Origin of the sequence: Corynebacterium guangdongense (genome assembly GCF_030408915.1) — a bacterium.
GTDB classification, from domain to species: domain Bacteria; phylum Actinomycetota; class Actinomycetes; order Mycobacteriales; family Mycobacteriaceae; genus Corynebacterium; species Corynebacterium guangdongense.
The window spans coordinates 982993-1001519 of record NZ_CP047654.1; the positions used below are offsets into that span (position 1 = coordinate 982993).

Annotated in this window: 18 protein-coding genes; 9 read left to right on the forward strand and 9 right to left on the reverse strand. The window is 68.7% G+C overall.

Annotation, left to right across the window (positions count from 1 at the left end):
• Nucleotides 1-7 precede the first annotated feature (7 nt).
• Nucleotides 8-1453, forward strand: a complete 1446-nt coding sequence (locus CGUA_RS04720) for a glycosyltransferase family 2 protein (RefSeq protein WP_290197937.1) — start codon at nt 8-10, stop codon at nt 1451-1453.
• Complete coding sequence (locus CGUA_RS04725) at nt 1450-1650, forward strand: hypothetical protein (RefSeq protein ID WP_290197938.1); 201 nt, start codon at nt 1450-1452, stop codon at nt 1648-1650. Before CGUA_RS04720 ends, CGUA_RS04725 begins: the two co-directional genes overlap by 4 nt.
• Nucleotides 1651-1714: 64 nt before the next feature.
• Here the strand turns inward: CGUA_RS04725 and CGUA_RS04730 are convergent, their stop codons facing one another.
• Nucleotides 1715-2437, reverse strand: coding sequence for an MBL fold metallo-hydrolase (locus CGUA_RS04730; RefSeq protein ID WP_290197939.1), 723 nt, complete (start codon nt 2435-2437; stop codon nt 1715-1717).
• A gap of 246 nt (nt 2438-2683) precedes the next feature.
• Here CGUA_RS04730 and CGUA_RS04735 point away from each other — a divergent pair, with 246 nt between their 5' ends.
• The 3 genes from CGUA_RS04735 to CGUA_RS04745 all read left to right on the forward strand — a co-directional run bounded on the left by CGUA_RS04735 (nt 2684) and on the right by CGUA_RS04745 (nt 4911).
• Complete coding sequence (locus CGUA_RS04735; protein WP_290197940.1) at nt 2684-3451, forward strand: hypothetical protein; 768 nt, start codon at nt 2684-2686, stop codon at nt 3449-3451.
• 39 nt (nt 3452-3490) lie between these two features.
• Nucleotides 3491-3793 (forward strand): hypothetical protein, encoded by a 303-nt coding sequence (locus CGUA_RS04740; RefSeq protein WP_290197941.1) that lies wholly within the window; start codon nt 3491-3493, stop codon nt 3791-3793.
• Between the two features lie 131 nt (nt 3794-3924).
• On the forward strand, nt 3925-4911 hold the full coding sequence (locus CGUA_RS04745) for an IS481 family transposase (protein ID WP_290195192.1): 987 nt from the start codon (nt 3925-3927) through the stop codon (nt 4909-4911).
• Here CGUA_RS04745 and CGUA_RS04750 read toward each other — a convergent pair.
• On the reverse strand, nt 4908-6266 hold the full coding sequence (locus CGUA_RS04750) for a DUF4185 domain-containing protein (protein ID WP_290197942.1): 1359 nt from the start codon (nt 6264-6266) through the stop codon (nt 4908-4910). The two genes, CGUA_RS04745 and CGUA_RS04750, sit on opposite strands and share 4 nt — an antisense overlap.
• 264 nt (nt 6267-6530) lie before the next feature.
• Here CGUA_RS04750 and CGUA_RS04755 point away from each other — a divergent pair, with 264 nt between their 5' ends.
• The 3 genes from CGUA_RS04755 to CGUA_RS04765 all read left to right on the forward strand — a co-directional run bounded on the left by CGUA_RS04755 (nt 6531) and on the right by CGUA_RS04765 (nt 10050).
• Nucleotides 6531-7610 carry a baeRF3 domain-containing protein gene (locus CGUA_RS04755; protein WP_290197943.1) on the forward strand — a complete coding sequence of 360 codons (1080 nt, stop codon included), beginning with the start codon at nt 6531-6533 and terminating at the stop codon, nt 7608-7610.
• Between the two features lie 27 nt (nt 7611-7637).
• Nucleotides 7638-9389 carry a SulP family inorganic anion transporter gene (locus CGUA_RS04760; RefSeq protein WP_290197944.1) on the forward strand — a complete coding sequence of 584 codons (1752 nt, stop codon included), beginning with the start codon at nt 7638-7640 and terminating at the stop codon, nt 9387-9389.
• Between the two features lie 142 nt (nt 9390-9531).
• Nucleotides 9532-10050, forward strand: coding sequence for a DedA family protein (locus tag CGUA_RS04765; protein ID WP_290197945.1), 519 nt, complete (start codon nt 9532-9534; stop codon nt 10048-10050).
• Between the two features lie 3 nt (nt 10051-10053).
• On the opposite strand, the gene CGUA_RS04770 is transcribed toward CGUA_RS04765, so the two are convergent.
• The 3 genes from CGUA_RS04770 to CGUA_RS04780 all read right to left on the reverse strand — a co-directional run bounded on the left by CGUA_RS04770 (nt 10054) and on the right by CGUA_RS04780 (nt 12101).
• On the reverse strand, nt 10054-10536 hold the full coding sequence (locus CGUA_RS04770) for a nucleoside deaminase (protein WP_290197946.1): 483 nt from the start codon (nt 10534-10536) through the stop codon (nt 10054-10056).
• 18 nt (nt 10537-10554) lie between these two features.
• Nucleotides 10555-11088: a DUF488 domain-containing protein gene (locus tag CGUA_RS04775; protein WP_290197947.1), complete on the reverse strand. Its 534-nt coding sequence runs from the start codon at nt 11086-11088 to the stop codon at nt 10555-10557.
• Nucleotides 11089-11258: 170 nt separating this feature from the next.
• Nucleotides 11259-12101, reverse strand: a complete 843-nt coding sequence (locus CGUA_RS04780; protein WP_290197948.1) for an SDR family oxidoreductase — start codon at nt 12099-12101, stop codon at nt 11259-11261.
• 107 nt (nt 12102-12208) lie between these two features.
• Here CGUA_RS04780 and CGUA_RS04785 point away from each other — a divergent pair, with 107 nt between their 5' ends.
• Nucleotides 12209-13963, forward strand: coding sequence for a SulP family inorganic anion transporter (locus CGUA_RS04785; protein ID WP_290197949.1), 1755 nt, complete (start codon nt 12209-12211; stop codon nt 13961-13963).
• On the opposite strand, the gene CGUA_RS04790 is transcribed toward CGUA_RS04785, so the two are convergent.
• The 4 genes from CGUA_RS04790 to CGUA_RS04805 all read right to left on the reverse strand — a co-directional run bounded on the left by CGUA_RS04790 (nt 13953) and on the right by CGUA_RS04805 (nt 18438).
• Nucleotides 13953-14855, reverse strand: coding sequence for a CPBP family intramembrane glutamic endopeptidase (locus CGUA_RS04790; protein ID WP_290197950.1), 903 nt, complete (start codon nt 14853-14855; stop codon nt 13953-13955). The genes CGUA_RS04785 and CGUA_RS04790 overlap by 11 nt on opposite strands.
• Nucleotides 14852-15058: a hypothetical protein gene (locus tag CGUA_RS04795; protein ID WP_290197951.1), complete on the reverse strand. Its 207-nt coding sequence runs from the start codon at nt 15056-15058 to the stop codon at nt 14852-14854. Before CGUA_RS04795 ends, CGUA_RS04790 begins: the two co-directional genes overlap by 4 nt.
• A gap of 61 nt (nt 15059-15119) precedes the next feature.
• Nucleotides 15120-17057: a vWA domain-containing protein gene (locus CGUA_RS04800; RefSeq protein ID WP_290197952.1), complete on the reverse strand. Its 1938-nt coding sequence runs from the start codon at nt 17055-17057 to the stop codon at nt 15120-15122.
• On the reverse strand, nt 17050-18438 hold the full coding sequence (locus tag CGUA_RS04805; protein ID WP_290197953.1) for a sigma 54-interacting transcriptional regulator: 1389 nt from the start codon (nt 18436-18438) through the stop codon (nt 17050-17052). The genes CGUA_RS04800 and CGUA_RS04805 overlap by 8 nt, the downstream gene beginning before the upstream one ends.
• Nucleotides 18439-18527: the final 89 nt, after the last annotated feature.

An 18527-nucleotide genomic window follows, 5' to 3' on the forward strand; every position in this document is an offset into this window, starting at 1 on the left:
TTTCTCGGTGAGCCGCGCCATCGGCGTGGGCGTCATCGGATTGGCGGGCATGGCCGGCCTGGTGCTGTGGCTGGCCGTCACCCTCGCGGATCCCCGGTCACCGGGAGCGCGGGAGGCCTGGCTTTTCGACGCCTGGCGAATCCTCTATGACACGTATATGCCCCCGCTGAGTGTGCTCGTCGCCGCGGTGATCGTGGCCCTGTTTTTCGTCGCCGTCGCCGCCACGGTGGAGCGCACCGTCTCCGACCGGTACCGCCGGTCCGTCGACGCCGAGGAACTGCCGCTGGCCCCGAAGATCGTCATGGCGGCGACCCGGGGGGTTTTTCACGGGCCGGTGACCGTCACCGTTCTCGTACCCGCCCACAACGAGGAGGAGCGTATCGTCGCCACCATTGAGTCTCTCCAGGGCCAGGATGACGCGCCGGAACGGATAATCGTGGTCGCCGACAACTGCACGGATCGGACCCCGGAACTTGCCCGGGCCGCCGGGGTGGAGGTCTACGAGACCCGGAACAACCGACACAAAAAGGCCGGCGGTCTCAATCAGGCCCTGCGGAAGCTGCTTCCCGAGCAGGGGGAGAACGACATCGTCATGATCGTCGACGCGGACACGGTGCTCGATCAGGGCTATCTCACGGAAGCCCGCCGACGTTTCACGGACGACCGAGCACTGATGGCGGTCGGCGGGTTGTTCTACGGTGAGACGGGCGCGGGGTGGCTCGGCCAGTACCAGCGCAACGAGTACACCCGCTACAGCCGTGACATTGAGCGTCGCCGGGGAAGGGTCTTCGTTCTCACGGGCACAGCCTCGGCGTTTCGTCCCCGCGGCCTGAAAGCCGTCGCTGAGGCACGAGGGATCCGCATTCCGGGGCGTCCGGGGGATGTGTACGACACCGCGGCCCTGACCGAGGACAACGAGCTCACCCTCGCATTGAAATCCCTCGGCGGTCTCATGGTCTCACCGAGGGAGTGCACCGTGGTCACGGAAGTCATGCCCACCTGGAAAGAGCTGTGGCATCAGCGTCTGCGCTGGCAGCGAGGCGCATTGGAGAACCTCGGAGCTTATGGCGTCACGCCGCAGACCACCCGCTACTGGTTCCAGCAATTGGGAATCGGATACGGAGTCATCGCGCTGGGGGCGTACGTCGTCCTCATCGTCATCTCCGTGCTCGCCCTTGACGAGTGGATCTGGTACCCGTTCTGGATTGGGGTGGGGCTGGTGTTCCTGGCTGAGCGGGTGGTCACGGTGTGGCAATCCACGCCATTCGGAAAAGCGGTGGCAGCGCTGTTGATTCCGGAGCTGATCTACGCCGCCTTTCTCAACGTGGTGTTTCTCAAGGGCGTCGGAGACATCCTGCTCGGCAGGACTGCGACGTGGAGCCGATCAGACGCCGTGCCCAGTGATGACGAGAATGCGGGAAGTTCCGTGGGACGTCAGGGGGACGGTCGATGATTCCGGAATCGGTACTGGCGACCGAGTGGTTCGCGGCCCTGGCTGCGTTTGTCGCGATCAACACAGCCATTTACGCCGCGTTGGCGATCGCGAAGGTTCTGCCGAAGCTCTACGTGGGCGATTATCTGCCGACAAACTACCGTCGCTCGGAAACCCGCAGCATTTTTCCCGACGCTGAGGAACGGGGTCGGCGGTGAGGACCCCCTGATTACCGGCGGAGGTCTCGGCCAGTTCGTGGACAGGGACCTCACTTCGGCGGGTTCACCCCGGAAAGGCCCTCACCTTGTCCACGAGATCGGCCGGGGAGCCACGCCAGGGTGCGCCGTGACCAGGCAGAACCCAGGACGCCGGAATATCAGCGAGCAACGACAACGACGCGTCGGCCTGTTCCGGCTCAGCGGTGAAGGGTGAGGGTTGAGGGGCTGTCCGTCCCGTCAGTACGTGTCTGGTGGTCAGGGCGTCGCCGACGAACACCGCGTCGAGGGCGGGGACATGCAGGGCGACGCTGCCGGGGGAGTGCCCGGGCAGTCCGATGATTCTCGGTTCTCCCGGCAGGTCGAGAACCGCACCGCTCGAAATCTCCACGACCTCCCCCAGATAGCGTGGTCTCATTCCGTTCTTGCGGAGACCGTAGGCGTAGAACTGCAGCAGCGGCCCCAGCCGGAACGGGCCGGGAGAGACTCCCGACTCTCCTGGTTGCCTTCCCGTTCTGGCCAGCTGGCTGTCCTCGGAGTGGACGTAGACCGGGACGGCGGCTTCCTGGCGGAGGCGCTCGGCGAACCCGATGTGGTCATAGTGGCCGTGGGTGAGGATGAGCCCCCGTACATCGGTGACGGGACGGTCGAGGGCGTCGAGTTGAGCGACCAGATCGCCCCAGTGTCCGGGGAGTCCGGCGTCGATGAGCGTGACGCCCTCCGGCAGGGAGATGAGGTAGGAGGCGATTATGTCGTTGCCGAGGCGGTAGAGGTGGGGTGCGATCTGCATGGGTGTCCTTCGCTGTCCTGGCTGGTTCCGGCGTGTCCCCCGCGGTGGCGGGTGCCCCGTGCTCGGCCAGTACCGAGGAGATTATCCCCGACTCGCAGGAATCGCACGGGTTCCGGGCAACTGCGTGGGGCCCGCCGCCCGGGGTCCAAGTGGACGGTGCACGGGGGATGCGCCCGCGCCTAGACTGGAGGCCGGACCAGCCTGCGGCACATGAGTACCCGGCAGGCTCAGCGGAAGGCTTCAGGCATGACCGACGCAATCCCCGGCGCATTGACACGAGACATCAGGACGTGGGCCGGCCTCGTCCGGACCGGGGCCTGGGCGGCGATCGCCAGCGTCGTGCTGATCGTCCTCCAGATCGCGGCCTTCGTGGTGTGGCCACCGCCGCAGGGGGTGGCCGGGTTCTACGAGCTTCTCCAGCGGCAGCCTCTGCAGGGCCTGGTGGCGCTCGACGTCCTGTACCCGGTGAGTAACACGTTGACGTACCTGCTGTACCTGGCGTTGGCGGTGGTGCTGTGGAGGGTCAGCCGCTCGGCGGTGGTTGTGGCCATCGCCTTCGGAACCCTGGGGATGGCCGCCTACTTCGCGTCGCCCCGGCCCGTCGACATGCTCCGGCTCGCCGAGCTCCATGCGGTGGCCGATCCCGGTGAACGTGCCGTTCTCGAGGCCGTCGGGGAGGGAATGCTCAGCACCTGGAATGGCACGGCCTTTGACGTGTACTACCTCCTCAACTTCCTGGCACTGGTGATCTTCGCGGTGCTGGTGCACCGTAGTCCGGTGTTCAGCCGGACGACCGGTGCGGCGGCCATGATCGCGGCCATCCTCATGGCGGTGCCCTCCAACTTCGGCACGGTGGGGCTGGTCTTTGCGCTGACGTCCTTGCTGCCGTGGGCCATATTTGCCCTCCTGGTGGCCCGCACGCTTTTCTCCCTCGTCGCACTGGCCGGCCAGGGGCAGGACAACCCGACGAACGTCAGGGGGAGCGGTCCTGAGGGCGGATACCCTGGGCGGTAGCGGCGGGAACCCACCCGCCCGGATCGAGGAGAGAACACGATGGCCACGATGGATGAGGTCCGCGCGGCGCGAATGTCGGCGGCGAGGGCGCACGGGCAGCTGATGGGCAACAGCAGCGCCTGCACGATGTCGAAGTCGGGGCAGTCCTTCCCGGCGGGGAAGTTCTGGGAGGGTAAGACGGCCGCGCTGGGCGAGCTGGTGCGCAGCGGGGCAGCGGACGTCTCCGCCGAGGCCGCCCGCCTGCACCGGGATTGGTGCGAGCGCGTCGTTCCGGGCGAGGAACGGGAGGCGGAGGCGTACCGTAACGGCGGACTCGAGGCGTTGGCCGAGTTTGCCGGTTAGGCCCGCTTCGGCGGTCTAGATGTACTGATCGGACAGGTTGGTCGAATCAGTGTGAACTACTGACGTAGCGAAGACCTCTCGTGTGGAATGGAAAGTGCCTTAATCCAAACCACCCACACGAAAGGTCTCCTGTGGTCCACCCTAACGCAGCACTGACCCCGAAACACCGTCTCAAGGTCGCCCAACTCGTCGTCGACGACGGCTGGCCCATCGCCGAAGTCGCCGCGAGGTTCCAGTGCTCCTGGCCGACCGTCAAACGCTGGGCCGAGCGCTACCGGGGCGGCCAGTCCATGCAGGACCGCTCCTCCCGCCCGGCCACCAGCCCCACCACAACCCCGAAGGCCGTGGCCAAACGCATCGTGTCGCTGCGCCTGCGCAAACGGATCGGACCGGTCCAACTGTCGCTGATGTGCGGTGTCTCCTCCTCAACGGTGCACCGCATCCTGGCAGCCGGGCGCCTCAACCGGCTGTCCTGCCTGGACCGCGACAGCGGTGAACCCGTCCGCCGCTACGAGTACCCCCACCCCGGCGATCTCATCCACGTCGACGTCACCAAGTTCGGCCAGATCCCCGACGGCGGGGGCTGGCGCTTCGTCGGGCGCGCCCAAGGCAAGAAGAACCGGGCCGCCACACCGGGTAAACCCCGAAATCAGCACCACAACCCGAAGCTGGGGCACTGCTTCGTCCACACCGTCATCGATGATCACTCCCGGGTGGCCTACGCGGAGATCCATGGCGATGAGACGGCCCTGACCGCGGTGGGGGTGCTGGAACGTGCGGTGGCCTGGTTTGGATGGCGTGGGGTGACGGTCAGCCGGGTGCTCAGCGACAACGGGTCGGCCTATCGATCACATCTGTGGGCACGGACCTGCGCTGATCTTGGAGTGGCACCGAAACGGACCCGGCCGTACCGGCCGCAGACCAACGGCAAGATCGAGCGCTTCCATCGGACGTTGGCGGACGGGTGGGCCTACGCGACTTGTTATGACTCGGAGGCTGCCCGTCGAGCTGCCCTACCGGGCTGGATCCACCACTACAATCATCACCGAGCCCATTCCGCGGTGGGAGGCAAGCCACCGATCACACGGTTAACCAACCTCCCCGATCAGTACACCTAGAGCGCGTCGCCCAGCGGAATCACGGTGAGCGCGGTGACGTCCTCCATGAGCAGTTCCTCGGTCAGGCGCTCCTCGACCCCCGGGTCGACGGTTGTTTCGCTGGTTTCGATGACGGACTGGTCGCCGAGGCCCGGTTCGGCGGTCATCGGGGTGAACGCCCCCGGCGCGGCGGTGTCGATGCCGAAGAAGGTGTCGAGTCCCTTCACGTTGAATTGGGTCGACATGTAGCGGCTGTTGTCGGTGGTGTTCCACTGGGAGACGACCAGGTCCAGGTTGTCGATGGTCGAGCCCGGCACGATGTAGCCGCCGTAGAGCTGCGTGAAGTTCTCCGGCGACTGCTGTTCACCCCAGCCGCCGAAGCCGGAGACGACCACGTTGGCAGGTGTGATCTGGTCCCAGTCGCGGGCGATCTCCTTGGAGATGCGCACCTCGATGGCCATGGTCGCCTCGTTGAACATCGCCAGCACCCAGTGGCCGTCGATGTAGCGCAGCGACATTTCACCGGCCTCCATGGCGGTGTCGAGGATCGGGGTGGCCTTCGAGCTCCAGGTGTCGGATTCGACGGTGTAGTACTGCCAGGTGTCGCGGTCGCCGAGGGAGGTGGGCAGCGCTCGGGCCAGGAAGACGGGATCGTCGCGCTGGAAGGAGGTGCTCATGATGTAGACGTAGCCGTCCGGACCCAGCTCCCAGGTGATGAGCTGGCCCATGCCCTGCAGGTAGCTGGCGGACTTGACGTCGTTGGTGCTCCTCCAGGTGGCGCCCTGATCCGTGGACTTCCAGATCTCCGTGCGCAGGACGTTGCCGACGCCCTCGTTCCACATGCCCTGCATGTAGAGGGTGCCGCCCAGGTTGATGATGTCCGAGGGCAGCAGCGTCAGACCCCGGTCATTGTGGCGGTAGTTGATGAGCTGCTCCACGATCTCGTCGTCGTTGAGCGGGCGCAGGATCTCGATGCGGCCGTCATCGTCGAGGCGGGCGACGACGCCGACCGGGCTGAGCCACTCACCGGTGAGGTTCTTGCCGCGAAAGGAGTCGCCGAAGATCATGAGGAACTCCTCGCCGGGGCCGACGGAGGCCATGATTCCCAGGTCGCCGGAGAGGAAACCGACGTGGTCGGAGAGTCCTGGGCCGAGCACGTCACCGATGAGCCTGACCTGCAGGCCCTCGGTCACCGACTCCGCCCACGGGACGTCCGTTTCCGCCGGGGTGTCCCGGGAGCCGCCGGAGGAACCCGAGGACATGGAGGACATCGACGATCCAGACGAGGAGGACTGGGCCGAGGCGCCCGCCGTGGTGGCGGCGAGCAGGGTGAGAGCGACGGCGACGGCGGTCAGCCGACGGGTGGACGTGGTCACGAAGGAGCCTTTCCGGAACTGGGCAGGGTGGGGACCGGCCCGTGACAGGCCCGGCACAACAAACGTTGGGGACGTTATCAGTTTGAGGGCGGTATTGGGGGGTGACTCCGCGTCGCGTCGGCATGCGGGTGCGTCGAAGGCAGGGGCACCGTCCCGACTGCGGTGAAAAGGGGTCCAGTTCGGCAAATCCAGCGAAAGTGAGATAAATCGCCCGGCGGTTAAATTGGTGTCCCACAACACATAAATCTTCCGTAGAGTGGGTTCATGGCTACCAAGAACATCATCAAACATTCGGATCCCGTCCGGCGCGAGGATCTCCGCCACCTGGCCCTGCAGCCGGGGCCGACGGTCTCGGTGACCCTGCCCACCCACCGGGGTGGCGCCGAGACCCGCTCCGACTCCCAGCGGCTGCGCCCCCTGCTTGACGACGCCCGCCGCCAGCTCGCCGAACGCTACCCCGACACCGACGCCGACTCCCTGCTGGAGTCGATCGAGTCACGCGTGTCCTCCGACCGTTTCTGGCAGACCCAGTGCGACGGCCTCGCACTCTTCGCCTACGGCAACGACTCCCGCCGCTACCGCCTGCCGTGCGATTTCACGCCCCAGGTCACCGTCGGCGACCACCCCAACCTGCGCCCCTTCCTCTCCCTGGTCACCGACGACCTGGAATTCATCATCCTGGCCGTGAGCCGTGACCGGGTGCGCCTGTTCGCGGCCGACCGGGCCACGATCACCGAGCTCCCGCTCGGCGACATCCCGGAGTCCTCCGAGGACGTCGAGGGCGTGTCGACCCGGGAGCCTTCGCTGCAGCGGAGCGACCTGTCCGGCGGCTACAGCACCGGGCAGCGCGACGACGTCGTTGTCAACGGCTTTCTGCAGGCCGTGGGCAAGGCGGTGGAAAAGCGCTTCTCCGGTGACGGCCGCCCGGTCATCCTGGCGTCGGTGGAGGAGTACCAGAGCTCGATTCGCCATCACCTCAGCGCCGTGACGATGCTGGAGGATATGGTCACCGGCAACCCGGACAAGCTCAGTGACGCCAAGCTCCACGAGGCGGCCTGGCCAATCGCCAAGGCCGAGTCCGGCGCACGCCACGACAAGCTCGTCGACAAGGTCGCCGAATCCCTCGGCACCGGTTTCGCCACCACCGACCCGGCGGCGATCAGCGAGAACGCCAGGGTCGGCCGGGTCAAGACGCTGGTGCTGGCGCGCCGGGCGCTCGACGATCAGGCCCGCTCCGCGGATCTTGACGCGGCCATCGCCAACACCCTGATCAACCGGGGCGGCATCGACGTCGTCGAGGAGCTGCCCGACGGCGAGCTCGTCGCCGCCCTGTTCCGATACTAGCCGCCGACCACCGCCACGAGACCGACCGTGACTGACCACCGGCCAGCCTGGGAGCGCCACCTCCCGGGCATCGGCGTGCTCCGCCGTTACCGGCGCGGGTGGATTCGCGGTGACGTCATCGCCGGGGTGACGCTCACCGCCTATCTCATCCCGCAGGCCATGTCCTACGCCGTGATCGCCGGACTGCCGGCGGTGGTGGGGCTGTGGGCCGCGCTGGCACCGATGCTGATCTACTTCGTCCTGGGCAGCTCGTGGAAACTTTCCGTAGGCCCGGAATCGGCGACCTCGTTGATGAGCGCTGCCGGCGTCGGCGCGCTGGTCGGGGCGGCCGGCGGCCCCGAACGCTACGCCGAGGTGGCCGCCCTGATGGCGATCGCCGTGGGGATCGTGTGCGTGCTCGGGTTCTTCGCCCGGCTGGGGTTCCTCTCCTCGCTGCTGTCACGGCCGGTGCTCATCGGCTATCTCATCGGCATCGCCGTCCTCATGATCGTCAGCCAGCTCGGCCCCGCCACGCGGCTGGAGGTCGAGGGGGAGGGTACCTGGGGCCAGCTGCGCTCCTTCGTCGATCAGATCGACCGGGTCCACGTGCCCTCGCTGCTTCTCTCCGGGACCGTGCTGGGCCTGCTCCTGCTCATGAAGTGGCTGGCCCCCAAGGCCCCGGGTTCACTGGTCGCGCTGCTGGTGGCCGGGGCGGCGGTGGCTTTCCTGGGGCTCGAGCGTCTCGGCCTGGAGATGATCGGCGACGTCCCGCGGGGGCTGCCCGAGCCGCGGTTGCCGCGGCTGGGGGATCTGGACGTCTGGGGGCTGCTGCCCTACGCCGTGGGCATCGCGATCGTGGGATTCTCCGGCAACATCCTCGCCGGCCGGGCCTTCGCCACCGGCCGATCCGGAGAGGTCATCGACGCCAACCAGGAGCTGCTGGCCCTTGGTGCCGCCAACGTGGCCAACGGCTTCCTCCAGGGCTTTCCCGTCTCCAGCAGCCGATCGCGCACGGTCATCGCGGACGCCGCCGGCTCCCGGACCCAGGTGCATTCCCTGGTCGTCATCGTCCTGGTGGTGCTCGTGCTTCTGTTCGCCGGGCCCGTCCTGGAGTTCCTGCCCATGGCCGCCCTCAGCGCGCTGGTGATCTACGCCGCCACCCAGCTCATCGACGTCGCGGAAATCCTCCGCATTGCCCGGTATCGGCGCAGCGAGATCCTCATCACCTCGGCCACGGCCGTGGCGGTGGCCGCCCTCGGGGTGCTGCCGGGAATCGGCGTCGCGGTGGCGCTGTCGATTCTTGATCTCCTGCGCCGGATCACCCGCCCGAATGCCGGGGTCCTGGGCTATGTGGACGATATCCCCGGCATGCACAGCCTGGACGACTATCCCGACGCCACCCTGGTCCAGGGGCTGGTCGTCTTCCGTTTCGATTCGCCCGTGTTCTTCGCCAACGCCGACAGCTTCGTCAGCCGGGCGCTCGAGGCGGTCGAGGACAGCGATCAACCGGTGGAATGGTTCCTGCTCAACTCCGAGGCCAACACGGACTTTGACCTGACGGCGGTGGACGCCGCCGAGGAGCTGCGGGCCAGGCTCGAGGAACGGGGTATCCGTTTCGCGATGGCCCGGGTCAAGCAGGCGTCGCTGCGCCAGCTCAGCCCGGCGGGCTTCGTCGACCGGGTCGGCGAGGAGAATATTTTCCCGACGCTGCCGGCGGCGGTGCGGGAGTACGCGCGGCGCTACCGGGAGGTCCACGGTCACCTGCCCGAGGGGGTGCCGGCCTCGGTCCTGGAGAGTTGAGCCCGCCGGCCGGTGACGGCGCCGAGGGCTGGGCCGCTCCGCCGTCGGAGGGTCGGTTGACGGGAATTGATCACATTCCTAACCTCGCGGGGACGGGGCTGGATAAGGTGTTCCTGAACGGCACGGAAGGCGGTGGGCGTCCATGGAGGAGTTCCTGGCCGGATACCCGTTCTGGGCGGTCTGGCTGTTCCTCTACCTCGGCGCCACCCTCCGCGGGCAGGCCACCTACTGGCTAGGGCGGGCGACGATGTCGGGCGCTATGCGCACGGATCGGGGGCCCGGATGGTGGCGACGCACACGTGTGCGCCTGGCCGGGATCGAGGCGGGCCCGGGGCACCGGGTCCTCCGGCAGGCCGGCCTGTTCGCCATCCCGCTGGCCTACCTCACCGTCGGAATGCAGTCCGCCATCATCTTCGCCTCCGGCCTGATCACGACGCCTTGGCCGCATTTCTCGCTGGCCCAGATTCCGGGGGCGATGGCCTGGGCGACGATCTACGGCACGATCGGCTTCGCGGCGTGGACTGCCGTGATCCGAGCACTGGCGGGGGACTGGCGCGTCATGATCGGGGTGCTCGCCTTCGCCGGGGTGGCCGGGCTCGTCTGGCGACGGGTCCGCGCCCGGTCGCGGGAGGTCCTCGTTGAGGAGGGTGGCCGGGCGTAGCGGCTACTGTGCGCCGTGGAAACGGCGGTGGAGTTCGCGTACCTCGCCGGAGAGTTCCGGGTCGGGGCCGTCGACCTGGACGTTGGGGATCACCAGGGGGATGGGCAGCGACGCCACGGGGCCGGGGCGCAGGTTGAACTCCGCGCGCCAACGGGCGAGCTCAATGGAGGAGGAGGCGTAGACGATGCGTCCGAGCCCGGCCCAGCCGTGCGCCGCGGCGCACATCGGGCAGTGCTCGCCGGAGGTGTAGACGGTGTGGGCGCCGCGCTGATCGGCGGGAATGTTTTCGATGGCCCATTCGGCGATGGCGTATTCCGGGTGACGCAGGGCGTCGCCCCCGCCGACGTGGTTGTGGTCCTCGAAAAGAACCTCCCCGGCCGGGCTGACCAGGACGGAACCGAAGGGTTCGTCACCCGCCTCGAGACCCTGGCGGGCAAGTTCCACTGCGCGGATGAGGAAGGGGCGATCGGTCTCAGTGATGCTCATGCCGAAGAGGATAGCGCCCTACGCGGATTGCTGCGGGTATCGGACGAGCCGGTCCTCGCCGATGACGGCGCCCTCGGTCAGGGTGGCGTCGCTGAGCGTGCCCGGGCCCATGATGTGCCGAACGTGGTCACCGGCGGCCAGGAGGTGGTCGGCGATAATACGTCGGTGACAGCGCCACCACACGGCCTCGGAACACATCACCGTGGTGGGCTGCGCGGCGGCGTCTTCGCGCAGCTGGGCAATGGCGGCGGCGAACTCCCCGCCGAGCGCGTGGTCCGCGTAGTTGTGGAAGCTGCGGTTGCGCCAGTTCCCGTTGACCTCGAAGGGCACGGTCGTCGACACCGGGCGGCGACCGGTCAGGCCCTCGGATCGGCGGTAGGAAATGCCGGCGTCGGGGAGTGCGGCGGCGAGGGAGTCGTCGTTGAAGTGCGGGTACTTCCGGGAGCCGGGGAGCTTGCGCACGTCGACGAGGGCTGTGACTCCGGCGGCGGCGAGCATGCCGATGAAGTCGTCGAGTGCCAGGTTGGAATGTCCGACGGTGAAGATCTCCATGTCTGCGAGGGTACGCGGGAAGAGCCCGCTGACAACGGGTAAAGACCTGTCTGAGCGCCCGGGGGAGGGCGGGGATGCCCGGCAGTCGACGGGGAAGCGCTCGGCGGCCCGCCTCTTCCCCGCCCGCACCGCTCAAGGGTGGCGGCGTGGGAGCATCCGGGATGAGGTGCTCAGCGGGTGAGGAACTCCCGGAGGGAGGTCGCCCGGTGCCCGGTGATCTCCTCGACGTCGGGGTAGACCTGCCCGAACTCGCCGGCCGCAATGGCGGTGAAGGTGCTCACCGAGGCTTCGAGTTCGAGTTCGTCCATGGCGAAGGCCCGGCGCGCCTCGTAGGCCTCCTCCTCGGTCTGGGGCACGTAGCGGGCGGGTCGGCCCGTCGCCTCCGAGACGGTGACGACGATGTCGTGGAAGGACAGCGATTGCGGCCCGGTCAGGTGGACGGAGCGGCCCCGCCAGGGCCCCGGGTCCAGCATGATGTGCGAGGCCACCTCGCAGATGTCCCGTCGGCTGATGAGGCTGACCCGGCCGTTGCCGGCGGGCGCGGCGAGCACGCCCGCGCTGTTGATCCAGTAGGGGACGATGTCCATGTAGATGTTGGGGCGCAGGAAGGTGTGCGCCATCCCCGAGTCGACGATGGCCGCCTCCGTGGCGTGGTGCACCCGGGCGTAGGTGAAACGGGAGTCGGGGGTGGTCGTGAGGAAGGACAGGTAGACCACGTGCTCGACGCCCGCCCGGGCGGCGGCGCGGATGAAGGCTAGCTGGTTCTGCTGACGGCGCGGATCCTCCCCGCCGGAGACCATGAACAGGGTCCCGACCCCCTCCAGCGCGGCCCGCGCGGCCAGCGAGTCACCGTACTCGGCCTGCCGGACACTCGCGCCGGACAACCGGGGGGCGCGGGAGGCGTCACGGACGATGAGGGCCTGCGGGCGGCCGGCTTCGGCGAGTGCACGGGCGATACGGGAGCCCAGAAAACCTGTCGCACCGGTGACGGCGGTGACTGACTGCGCGTTCATGTGTCATGCATACCGCACGGGGGTTACCGGCGCATGCCAGAGGAATGATTAATTGATGGGAAAACGCGTCCGGCACAATCAATGCAATCAGCGGTAGCGTTGACCTCATGAACGGCGAGAAACCGCGCTGGGAGCGGTATTTTCCGGGCGTCGCCACACTGCGCAGCTATGAGAAACGCTGGCTGCGGGGCGACGTCCTCGCGGGTGTGACCGTGTCCGCCTACCTCGTCCCGCAGGTGATGGCCTACGCCGTGATCGCGGGCCTGCCCCCGGTCGCCGGCCTGTGGGCGATGCTGCTGCCGATCCTCATCTACTTCCTGCTCGGCACCTCGCGCAAGCTGTCTGTCGGCCCCGAGTCGACCACCGCGCTGATGACCGCCGCCGGCGTCGGGGCGCTCGTGGGTGCGGCCGGCGGCCCCGAGCACTACGCCGAGGTCGCCGCGCTGATGGCCATCGCCGTCGGCGCGGTCAGCCTGATCTCCGCCCTCGCCCGGCTCGGCTTCCTCACCTCGCTGCTCTCGCGGCCGGTCCTGATCGGCTACCTCCTCGGCATTGCGGTGCTGATGATCGTCAGCCAGCTCGACAGCGTCACCCAGATCGACGTGGCAGGCGACTCGACGTGGGCGCAGCTCGGCTCCTTCGTCACCCGGCTCGGTACGGCCCACCTGCCTACGGTGGCGGTGGCGACGGTCACGCTCGTCCTGCTCTACCTGGCTAAATGGCGCTTCCCACGGTGGCCGGCGCCACTAATGGTCCTGTTGGCGGCGGCGGTCGTGGTCGCCGTCCTCGACCTGGGGGACCGCGGCGTCGCCGTCATCGGCGAGGTGCCGCGCGGCCTGCCCGAGTTACGGGTCCCGCGGCTGGATGACGTGGAAATCTGGTCGCTGCTGCCCTACGCCCTCGGCATCGCCATCGTCGGGTTCTCCGACGTGATCCTCACCGGTCGAGCCTTCGCGTCGGGCAGCCGGGAGGAGAAGATCGACGCCAACCAGGAGCTGTTGGCCCTGGGCGCGGCCAACGTCGCCACCGGTTTCGTGCAGGGTTTCCCGATCTCCTGCAGCGGTTCGCGCACCGTGCTCGCCGACGCTGCCGGGGCCAAGACCCAGGTCTACTCCCTGGTCATGCTCGCCGCGGTGGTCATGGTCCTCCTTTTCGCCGGGCCGGTCCTGGAGACCTTCCCCGACGCGGCGATGGGCGCGCTGGTCATCTACGCCGCCACCCAGCTCATCGACGTCGCGGAAATCCGCCGAATCGCCCGCTTTCGCCGCAGTGAACTGGTCATCACCTTCGTCACCGCCTTCTCGGTCGTCGCCTTCGACGTGCTCATCGGCATCGGCATCGCCGTCGGGCTGTCCATCGTCGACCTGCTGCGCCGCATCACCCGACCGCACGCCGCGGTCCTGGGCTACGCCCCGGGTGTGCCGGGCATGCACGACATGGACGACTACCCCGAGTCGAACTCCGTCGAGGGGTTGGTCGTCTTCCGCTACGATTCGCCGCTGTTCTTCGCCAACGCCGACGACTTCCTCGAACGCGCGGTGGAGTCGGTCGACGCCAGTGACGACCACGTCCGCTGGTTCCTGCTCAATGCGGAGGCGAACACGGAGTTCGACCTCACCGCGGTCGACGCGCTCGAGGAGCTGCGAGTGCATCTGGAGGAGCGCGGCGTCCGCTTCACCATGGCGCGCGTCAAGCAGGAGGCCATCCGCCAGCTGGAGCCGAGCGGCTTCGTCGACCGCATCGGCATGGACTACATCTACGAGACGTTGCCGACCGCGGTCCGCGCCTACGCCGCCGACTACGCCCGCGAGCACGGCGGACGGACGCCGGCCGGGGTGCCGGGGGAGATCCTCAACGGCTGAGGGCCCGCGTGCCGACGCGGGCACCACCGACCGCCCACAGCAGTGCGGCCACCGCGGCGAAGATCACCGCCGTGGGCAGACCGACCGGCCCGGCCATCACCCGGTCCCACGTGTCCCCGGACGCGACGAGCACGGCAGGAAGGGTGGAGAAGGCGTTGAACACCCCGTGCGCGACGGCGGCCGGGATGACGCTGGCCGACACGGTCCGCAGCCAGGTCAGTACCGCGCCGAACACCATGCAGAAGAGGGTGAAGGCGCCGACCGCGAGCACCGGGTTCAGCTGGTCGTCGTAGTTGTAGCCCATCATGATGAGCGGGGCGTGCCACAGGCCCCACACGAGCCCCGTGAGGCCGACCGTGGGCACGGGGCCGAGCGGCTCCAGCGCGGTGTGCAGCCAGCCGCGCCAGCCGACTTCCTCGCCGAGGGCGAACAGTGCGTTGATCGTGGCTCCGAACAGCGTCGCCTGCACGAGGAAAAGCGCGGCGAGGACGGGCGCCGGGGGAAGGGTCCCGGCCCCCGCGTCCAGGGACTTCTGCAGGGTGGCGCTCATCGCCCAGTCCGGGATCAGCCAGCCTCCGAGGATGGCGGCCCCGGTCGCGAGAAAGGTCGTCGCGGCGACGAGGACGATCCCGAGGAGCGAGTATGCGAGGACCCGGCGCCACCGGCCGTCGGTGAGGCTCGCCCGGCCCAGGCCGACGACGACCGGCCATCGCTCATGGGTCACCCAGCGGCAGACCACGACCGTGGCCACCAGCGGGGTGAGCATTCGGACCAGGATCAGACCCAGGCCGAGCGCCGTGCCGAGACTGTCGGTGGCGGCGACCACGGCGTCGATCAGGTAGGCCAGCCCGAAGGCGACGGCGAGGAAAACCGCCACGGCGCGGGAGTTCATGAGGCGGGCTCATCCGTGAGGGCCTGATCGGCGGGGAGGAGCCACAGTCCCACCATCCTCAGAGCCGCGTCGTAGCCGACCCGGGCGACGAGGTCGGCGGCCTCCCACGCGCGATGCTCCTGGACGAGGGTGACGCCGTCGGCCGGTGAGGCGGTCGCGGCGACGCGGACGACTCGCCCGACCAGGCCGGCAGGTGGGTTCATACGTCAAGCATCGCTTGACGCGCATCGCATCGTCAAGGGGATCAGGACGACTCCACCGCGCTCATTCCCGCCCCCGCAGGTACTCGCCGATTACCGAGGCACCGAGCTCCGCCAGATCCGGGATGACCAGACGGCCCTGGACGCGGGCAGACAGCTGCTCGAGGAAGCGTGTCAGCCCCGGGTCGTCGCCCAGCTGGAAGAACGTCGCCTTGGTGCCGCGCCGGGCGACCCGGTCCAGCTGGGCGACGGTGCGGCGCAGCGTCTCCGGGGAGGTCGGCCAGGTGAACCAGGCCTCGCCCCAGTCCTCCAGGTGAGCGGTCGGTTCGCCGTCGGTGACCACCAGCAGCACCGGGTCCAGACCCGCGTGACGGGCGAAGAACCGTTCCGCCAGCAACAGCCCGTGGTGCAGGTTGGTGCCCTGCTCTTGGACCGGTGGCAGGGCGGTGAGTTCCTCGATGCCCAGATTCATCGCCAGCCGGCCGAAGCTGATCAGCGCCAGCTCGTCGCCCCGGAACTTGGTGGACACCAGGTGATGCAGGGCCAGGGCGGTGCGCTTCATCGGCACCCAACGGCCTTCCGCGGCCATGGAAAAGGAGGTGTCGACCAGCAGGACGACGGCCTGGCGGGTTCGCGCCTCGGTCTCGGCGACCTCGATATCCTCCGGGGTGATACGCAGTCCCTCGTCGGTGCCGGCGGTGCGCTGCAGCGCATTGGTGATGGTGCGGGTGACGTCCCAGGTCTGGGTGTCGCCGAACTCCCAGGGCCTTGACGCGCCGGTCAGCTCGCCCAGGGCGCCGGTGTGGCGGGAGTCGTGAGCGCCGGCGTCGCGGGAGAGGGCCGCGGCGGCGTCGTCGAGCAGGCTCTTGCCCAACTTGCGCATGGCGGCGGGGGAGAGACGGTACTGGCCGTCGTCGCCCCGCTGGAGCATGCCGGAATCGCGCAGCGCCTTCTCCAGCTCGGCCAGGGTCCGCGCGTCGACGGCGGCGTCCTCGCCGAGCTGGCGGGCCAGGGAATCAATGTCCAGGTCACTGCCGCGGGCGTCCGCGAGCTGGTCGGAGAGCGCGTCGAGCTCGGCGAGGTCCTGCATGGCGCCGGTGGCGTCGCCGAGCCCCATTCCCTGCTGCCCGGAGAAGTCCTCCGAACCGTGCCAGTCGAGATCGGGGCGGATGTTGCGCAGGTTCGCGTCCAGCATGCCCAGCTGGTTCATCAACTCCTGCGAGCCGAAGGCCTGGGCGGAGAGCTCCATCAGCTCGCGGCGCTGCTCCGCGCTCATCGAGTTGAGCATGCGCTGGGCGGCCGCCGAACGCTGCGCCAGCGCGTCGATGAGTTCATCGATGTTCTCCGGGTTCTCCGGGAACTGCTCGCCGTGCTTGGCCATGAAGTCCTGGAAGTCCTGCTCGGTGGCCTGCCTGCGGGCGTGTTTGCCCAGCAGGTCATTGAGGTCGCCGAGCATCTCCTCGATCGCCTGTCGATCCTCGTCGGTCGCGCCTTCCAGGGCCTGCTTCATGCCGGCGAAGCGCTGGTCGAGGAACTCGCGGCCCAGCAGATCCTTGATCTGCTCGAACTTCCCCCGGGCGTCGCCGGACTGCCAGTCGTACTCGGCGAGCTCGCGCACGGCCGCGGCGGTCGAGTCGGGCAGGTTCTGCATCTGCATTTCCCGGAAGGCGCGGTCCTCGTCGTCCATCATGACGTCGCGGGCGAGCTGGCCGCGCTCGGCGAGCACGGCGTCGTCGAGAAGCTTCTTCACCTCGGTGAGCGTGCCGGTGAGGTTGTGCTTCTGCAGCATCTCCCGCCGCCGCTGCTGCACGCGGGTGGACAACCGGTCGTAGCCGGCGCGGCGCAGGTACTCGCGCAACGCCTGGGCGGGGGAGTAGCCGGCCATGACGTCCTCCCCGATCGCGCCGAGCGCCTTCGTCAGATCCGGCGGCGGGGCCAGCGGGTCGGGGCCGGGGGTGTAGCGCCGGTAGCGGCGGGGGCCGGTGTGATGCGTGTCAGCCATATATCGTTTCGCCTTCTCCCGAGTCCTTGGAGATCTTGCGTGAGAGGTACAGTGCCTCCAGAGCCAGCTCGACGGCGGCGGCGCGCTCGCCCTCGGAGGAGGCGTCGAAGGCGGCGGCGATGTCCTCGTAGAGCGTGGACTCGCCGAGGTCGGGCAGCCCGGCCAGGAATTCCGCCGCGGTGACCCGCTCACCGGTGGACACCGTCGTCGAGCCGTCGAGGGCCGCGATCAACGGGGCGAAGTCGAGCTCGCGGACCCTCGGGCGCACGGCCTCGGCGGTGGCGGTGCGCAGCAGGTACTCCATGATCTGCCACTCGCGGCCCTCCTCACCGGGCTCGAACTCCACCTTGCCGGCGAGCACGTCGACGGCGGCCTCCAGATCGACGAGGCGGGCGACGGCCTCCGGCTCATGCTTGACGACGCTGCGGTGCTTCGCCGCCGCCGCCACCGTCTCCGCACCGGCGATCGTGAAGCGGGCCGATACCCCGGAGCGCTGGTTGACGGCGGGGGACTCGCGCAGTTGACGGGTGAAGCGGGCGAGAATCTCCAGCAGGATCGGCGGGACCTCGGCGGTCAGGTGCGCCTCCTGCCCGATGACGGCGATCTCGTCCGCCAGCGCCAGCGGGTAGTGGGTGCGGATCTCGGCGCCGAAGCGGTCCTTGAGCGGGGTGATGATCCGGCCGCGGTTGGTGTAGTCCTCCGGGTTCGCCGACGCCACAACGAGGACGTCGAGCGGCAGCCGCAGGGTGTAGCCGCGGATCTGGACGTCGCGCTCCTCCATGATGTTGAGCATGGAGACCTGGATGCGCTCGGCCAGGTCCGGCAGCTCGTTGATCGCGACGATGCCGCGGTTGGAGCGGGGGATGAGACCGAAGTGGATGGTCTCCGGGTCACCGAGCCGGCGGCCCTCGGCCACCCGCATCGGGTCGACGTCGCCGATGAGGTCGGCCACCGAGGTGTCCGGGGTGGCGAGCTTCTCGGAGTAGCGCTCGTCGCGGTGCAGCCAACCGATCGGGGTGTCGTCCCCCTCGTCGATCACGCGAGACCGGGTCGCCTCGGTGATCGGCGCGGCGGGGTGCTCACGCAGCTCGGAGCCGAGGACGTAGGGGGTCCACTCGTCGAGCAGCCCGACCATCGTGCGCAGCAGGCGGGTCTTGCCCTGGCCGCGCTCGCCAAGCAGGACGATGTCATGGCCGGCGATCAGCGCACGCTCGACCTGGGGGATCACGGTGTGCTCCAGGCCGTGCAGGCCGGGCCAGGGGTTCTCCCCGGCGCCCAGTCTGGCCAGCAGGTTCTCCCGGATTTCCTCGCGCAGCGGGCGGTAGCGGTGGCCGGAGGCGTTGAGCTCTCCGAGGGTCGTGATGGTGGGTCGCTCACTCATGGGATCCAGGCTAGTGAAGATGGCCGACGGCGGGTCGGGGTCCTGCGGCTCCTGGGTCACAGGCGTCGGGTCACAGGTCGGGATTCTAC

Excerpts from the sequence above, each read along its gene's own strand:
- CGUA_RS04725 (WP_290197938.1), top strand. The coding sequence starts at position 1,450 with ATGATTCCGGAATCGGTACTGGCGACCGAGTGGTTCGCGGCCCTGGCT.
- CGUA_RS04730 (WP_290197939.1), bottom strand. The coding sequence starts at position 2,437 with ATGCAGATCGCACCCCACCTCTACCGCCTCGGCAACGACATAATCGCC.
- CGUA_RS04735 (WP_290197940.1), top strand. The coding sequence starts at position 2,684 with ATGACCGACGCAATCCCCGGCGCATTGACACGAGACATCAGGACGTGG.
- CGUA_RS04740 (WP_290197941.1), top strand. The coding sequence starts at position 3,491 with ATGGCCACGATGGATGAGGTCCGCGCGGCGCGAATGTCGGCGGCGAGG.
- CGUA_RS04755 (WP_290197943.1), top strand. The coding sequence starts at position 6,531 with ATGGCTACCAAGAACATCATCAAACATTCGGATCCCGTCCGGCGCGAG.
- CGUA_RS04765 (WP_290197945.1), top strand. The coding sequence starts at position 9,532 with ATGGAGGAGTTCCTGGCCGGATACCCGTTCTGGGCGGTCTGGCTGTTC.
- CGUA_RS04770 (WP_290197946.1), bottom strand. The coding sequence starts at position 10,536 with ATGAGCATCACTGAGACCGATCGCCCCTTCCTCATCCGCGCAGTGGAA.
- CGUA_RS04775 (WP_290197947.1), bottom strand. The coding sequence starts at position 11,088 with ATGGAGATCTTCACCGTCGGACATTCCAACCTGGCACTCGACGACTTC.
- CGUA_RS04780 (WP_290197948.1), bottom strand. The coding sequence starts at position 12,101 with ATGAACGCGCAGTCAGTCACCGCCGTCACCGGTGCGACAGGTTTTCTG.
- CGUA_RS04785 (WP_290197949.1), top strand. The coding sequence starts at position 12,209 with ATGAACGGCGAGAAACCGCGCTGGGAGCGGTATTTTCCGGGCGTCGCC.
- CGUA_RS04790 (WP_290197950.1), bottom strand. The coding sequence starts at position 14,855 with ATGAACTCCCGCGCCGTGGCGGTTTTCCTCGCCGTCGCCTTCGGGCTG.
- CGUA_RS04795 (WP_290197951.1), bottom strand. The coding sequence starts at position 15,058 with ATGAACCCACCTGCCGGCCTGGTCGGGCGAGTCGTCCGCGTCGCCGCG.
- CGUA_RS04800 (WP_290197952.1), bottom strand. The coding sequence starts at position 17,057 with ATGGCTGACACGCATCACACCGGCCCCCGCCGCTACCGGCGCTACACC.
- CGUA_RS04805 (WP_290197953.1), bottom strand. The coding sequence starts at position 18,438 with ATGAGTGAGCGACCCACCATCACGACCCTCGGAGAGCTCAACGCCTCC.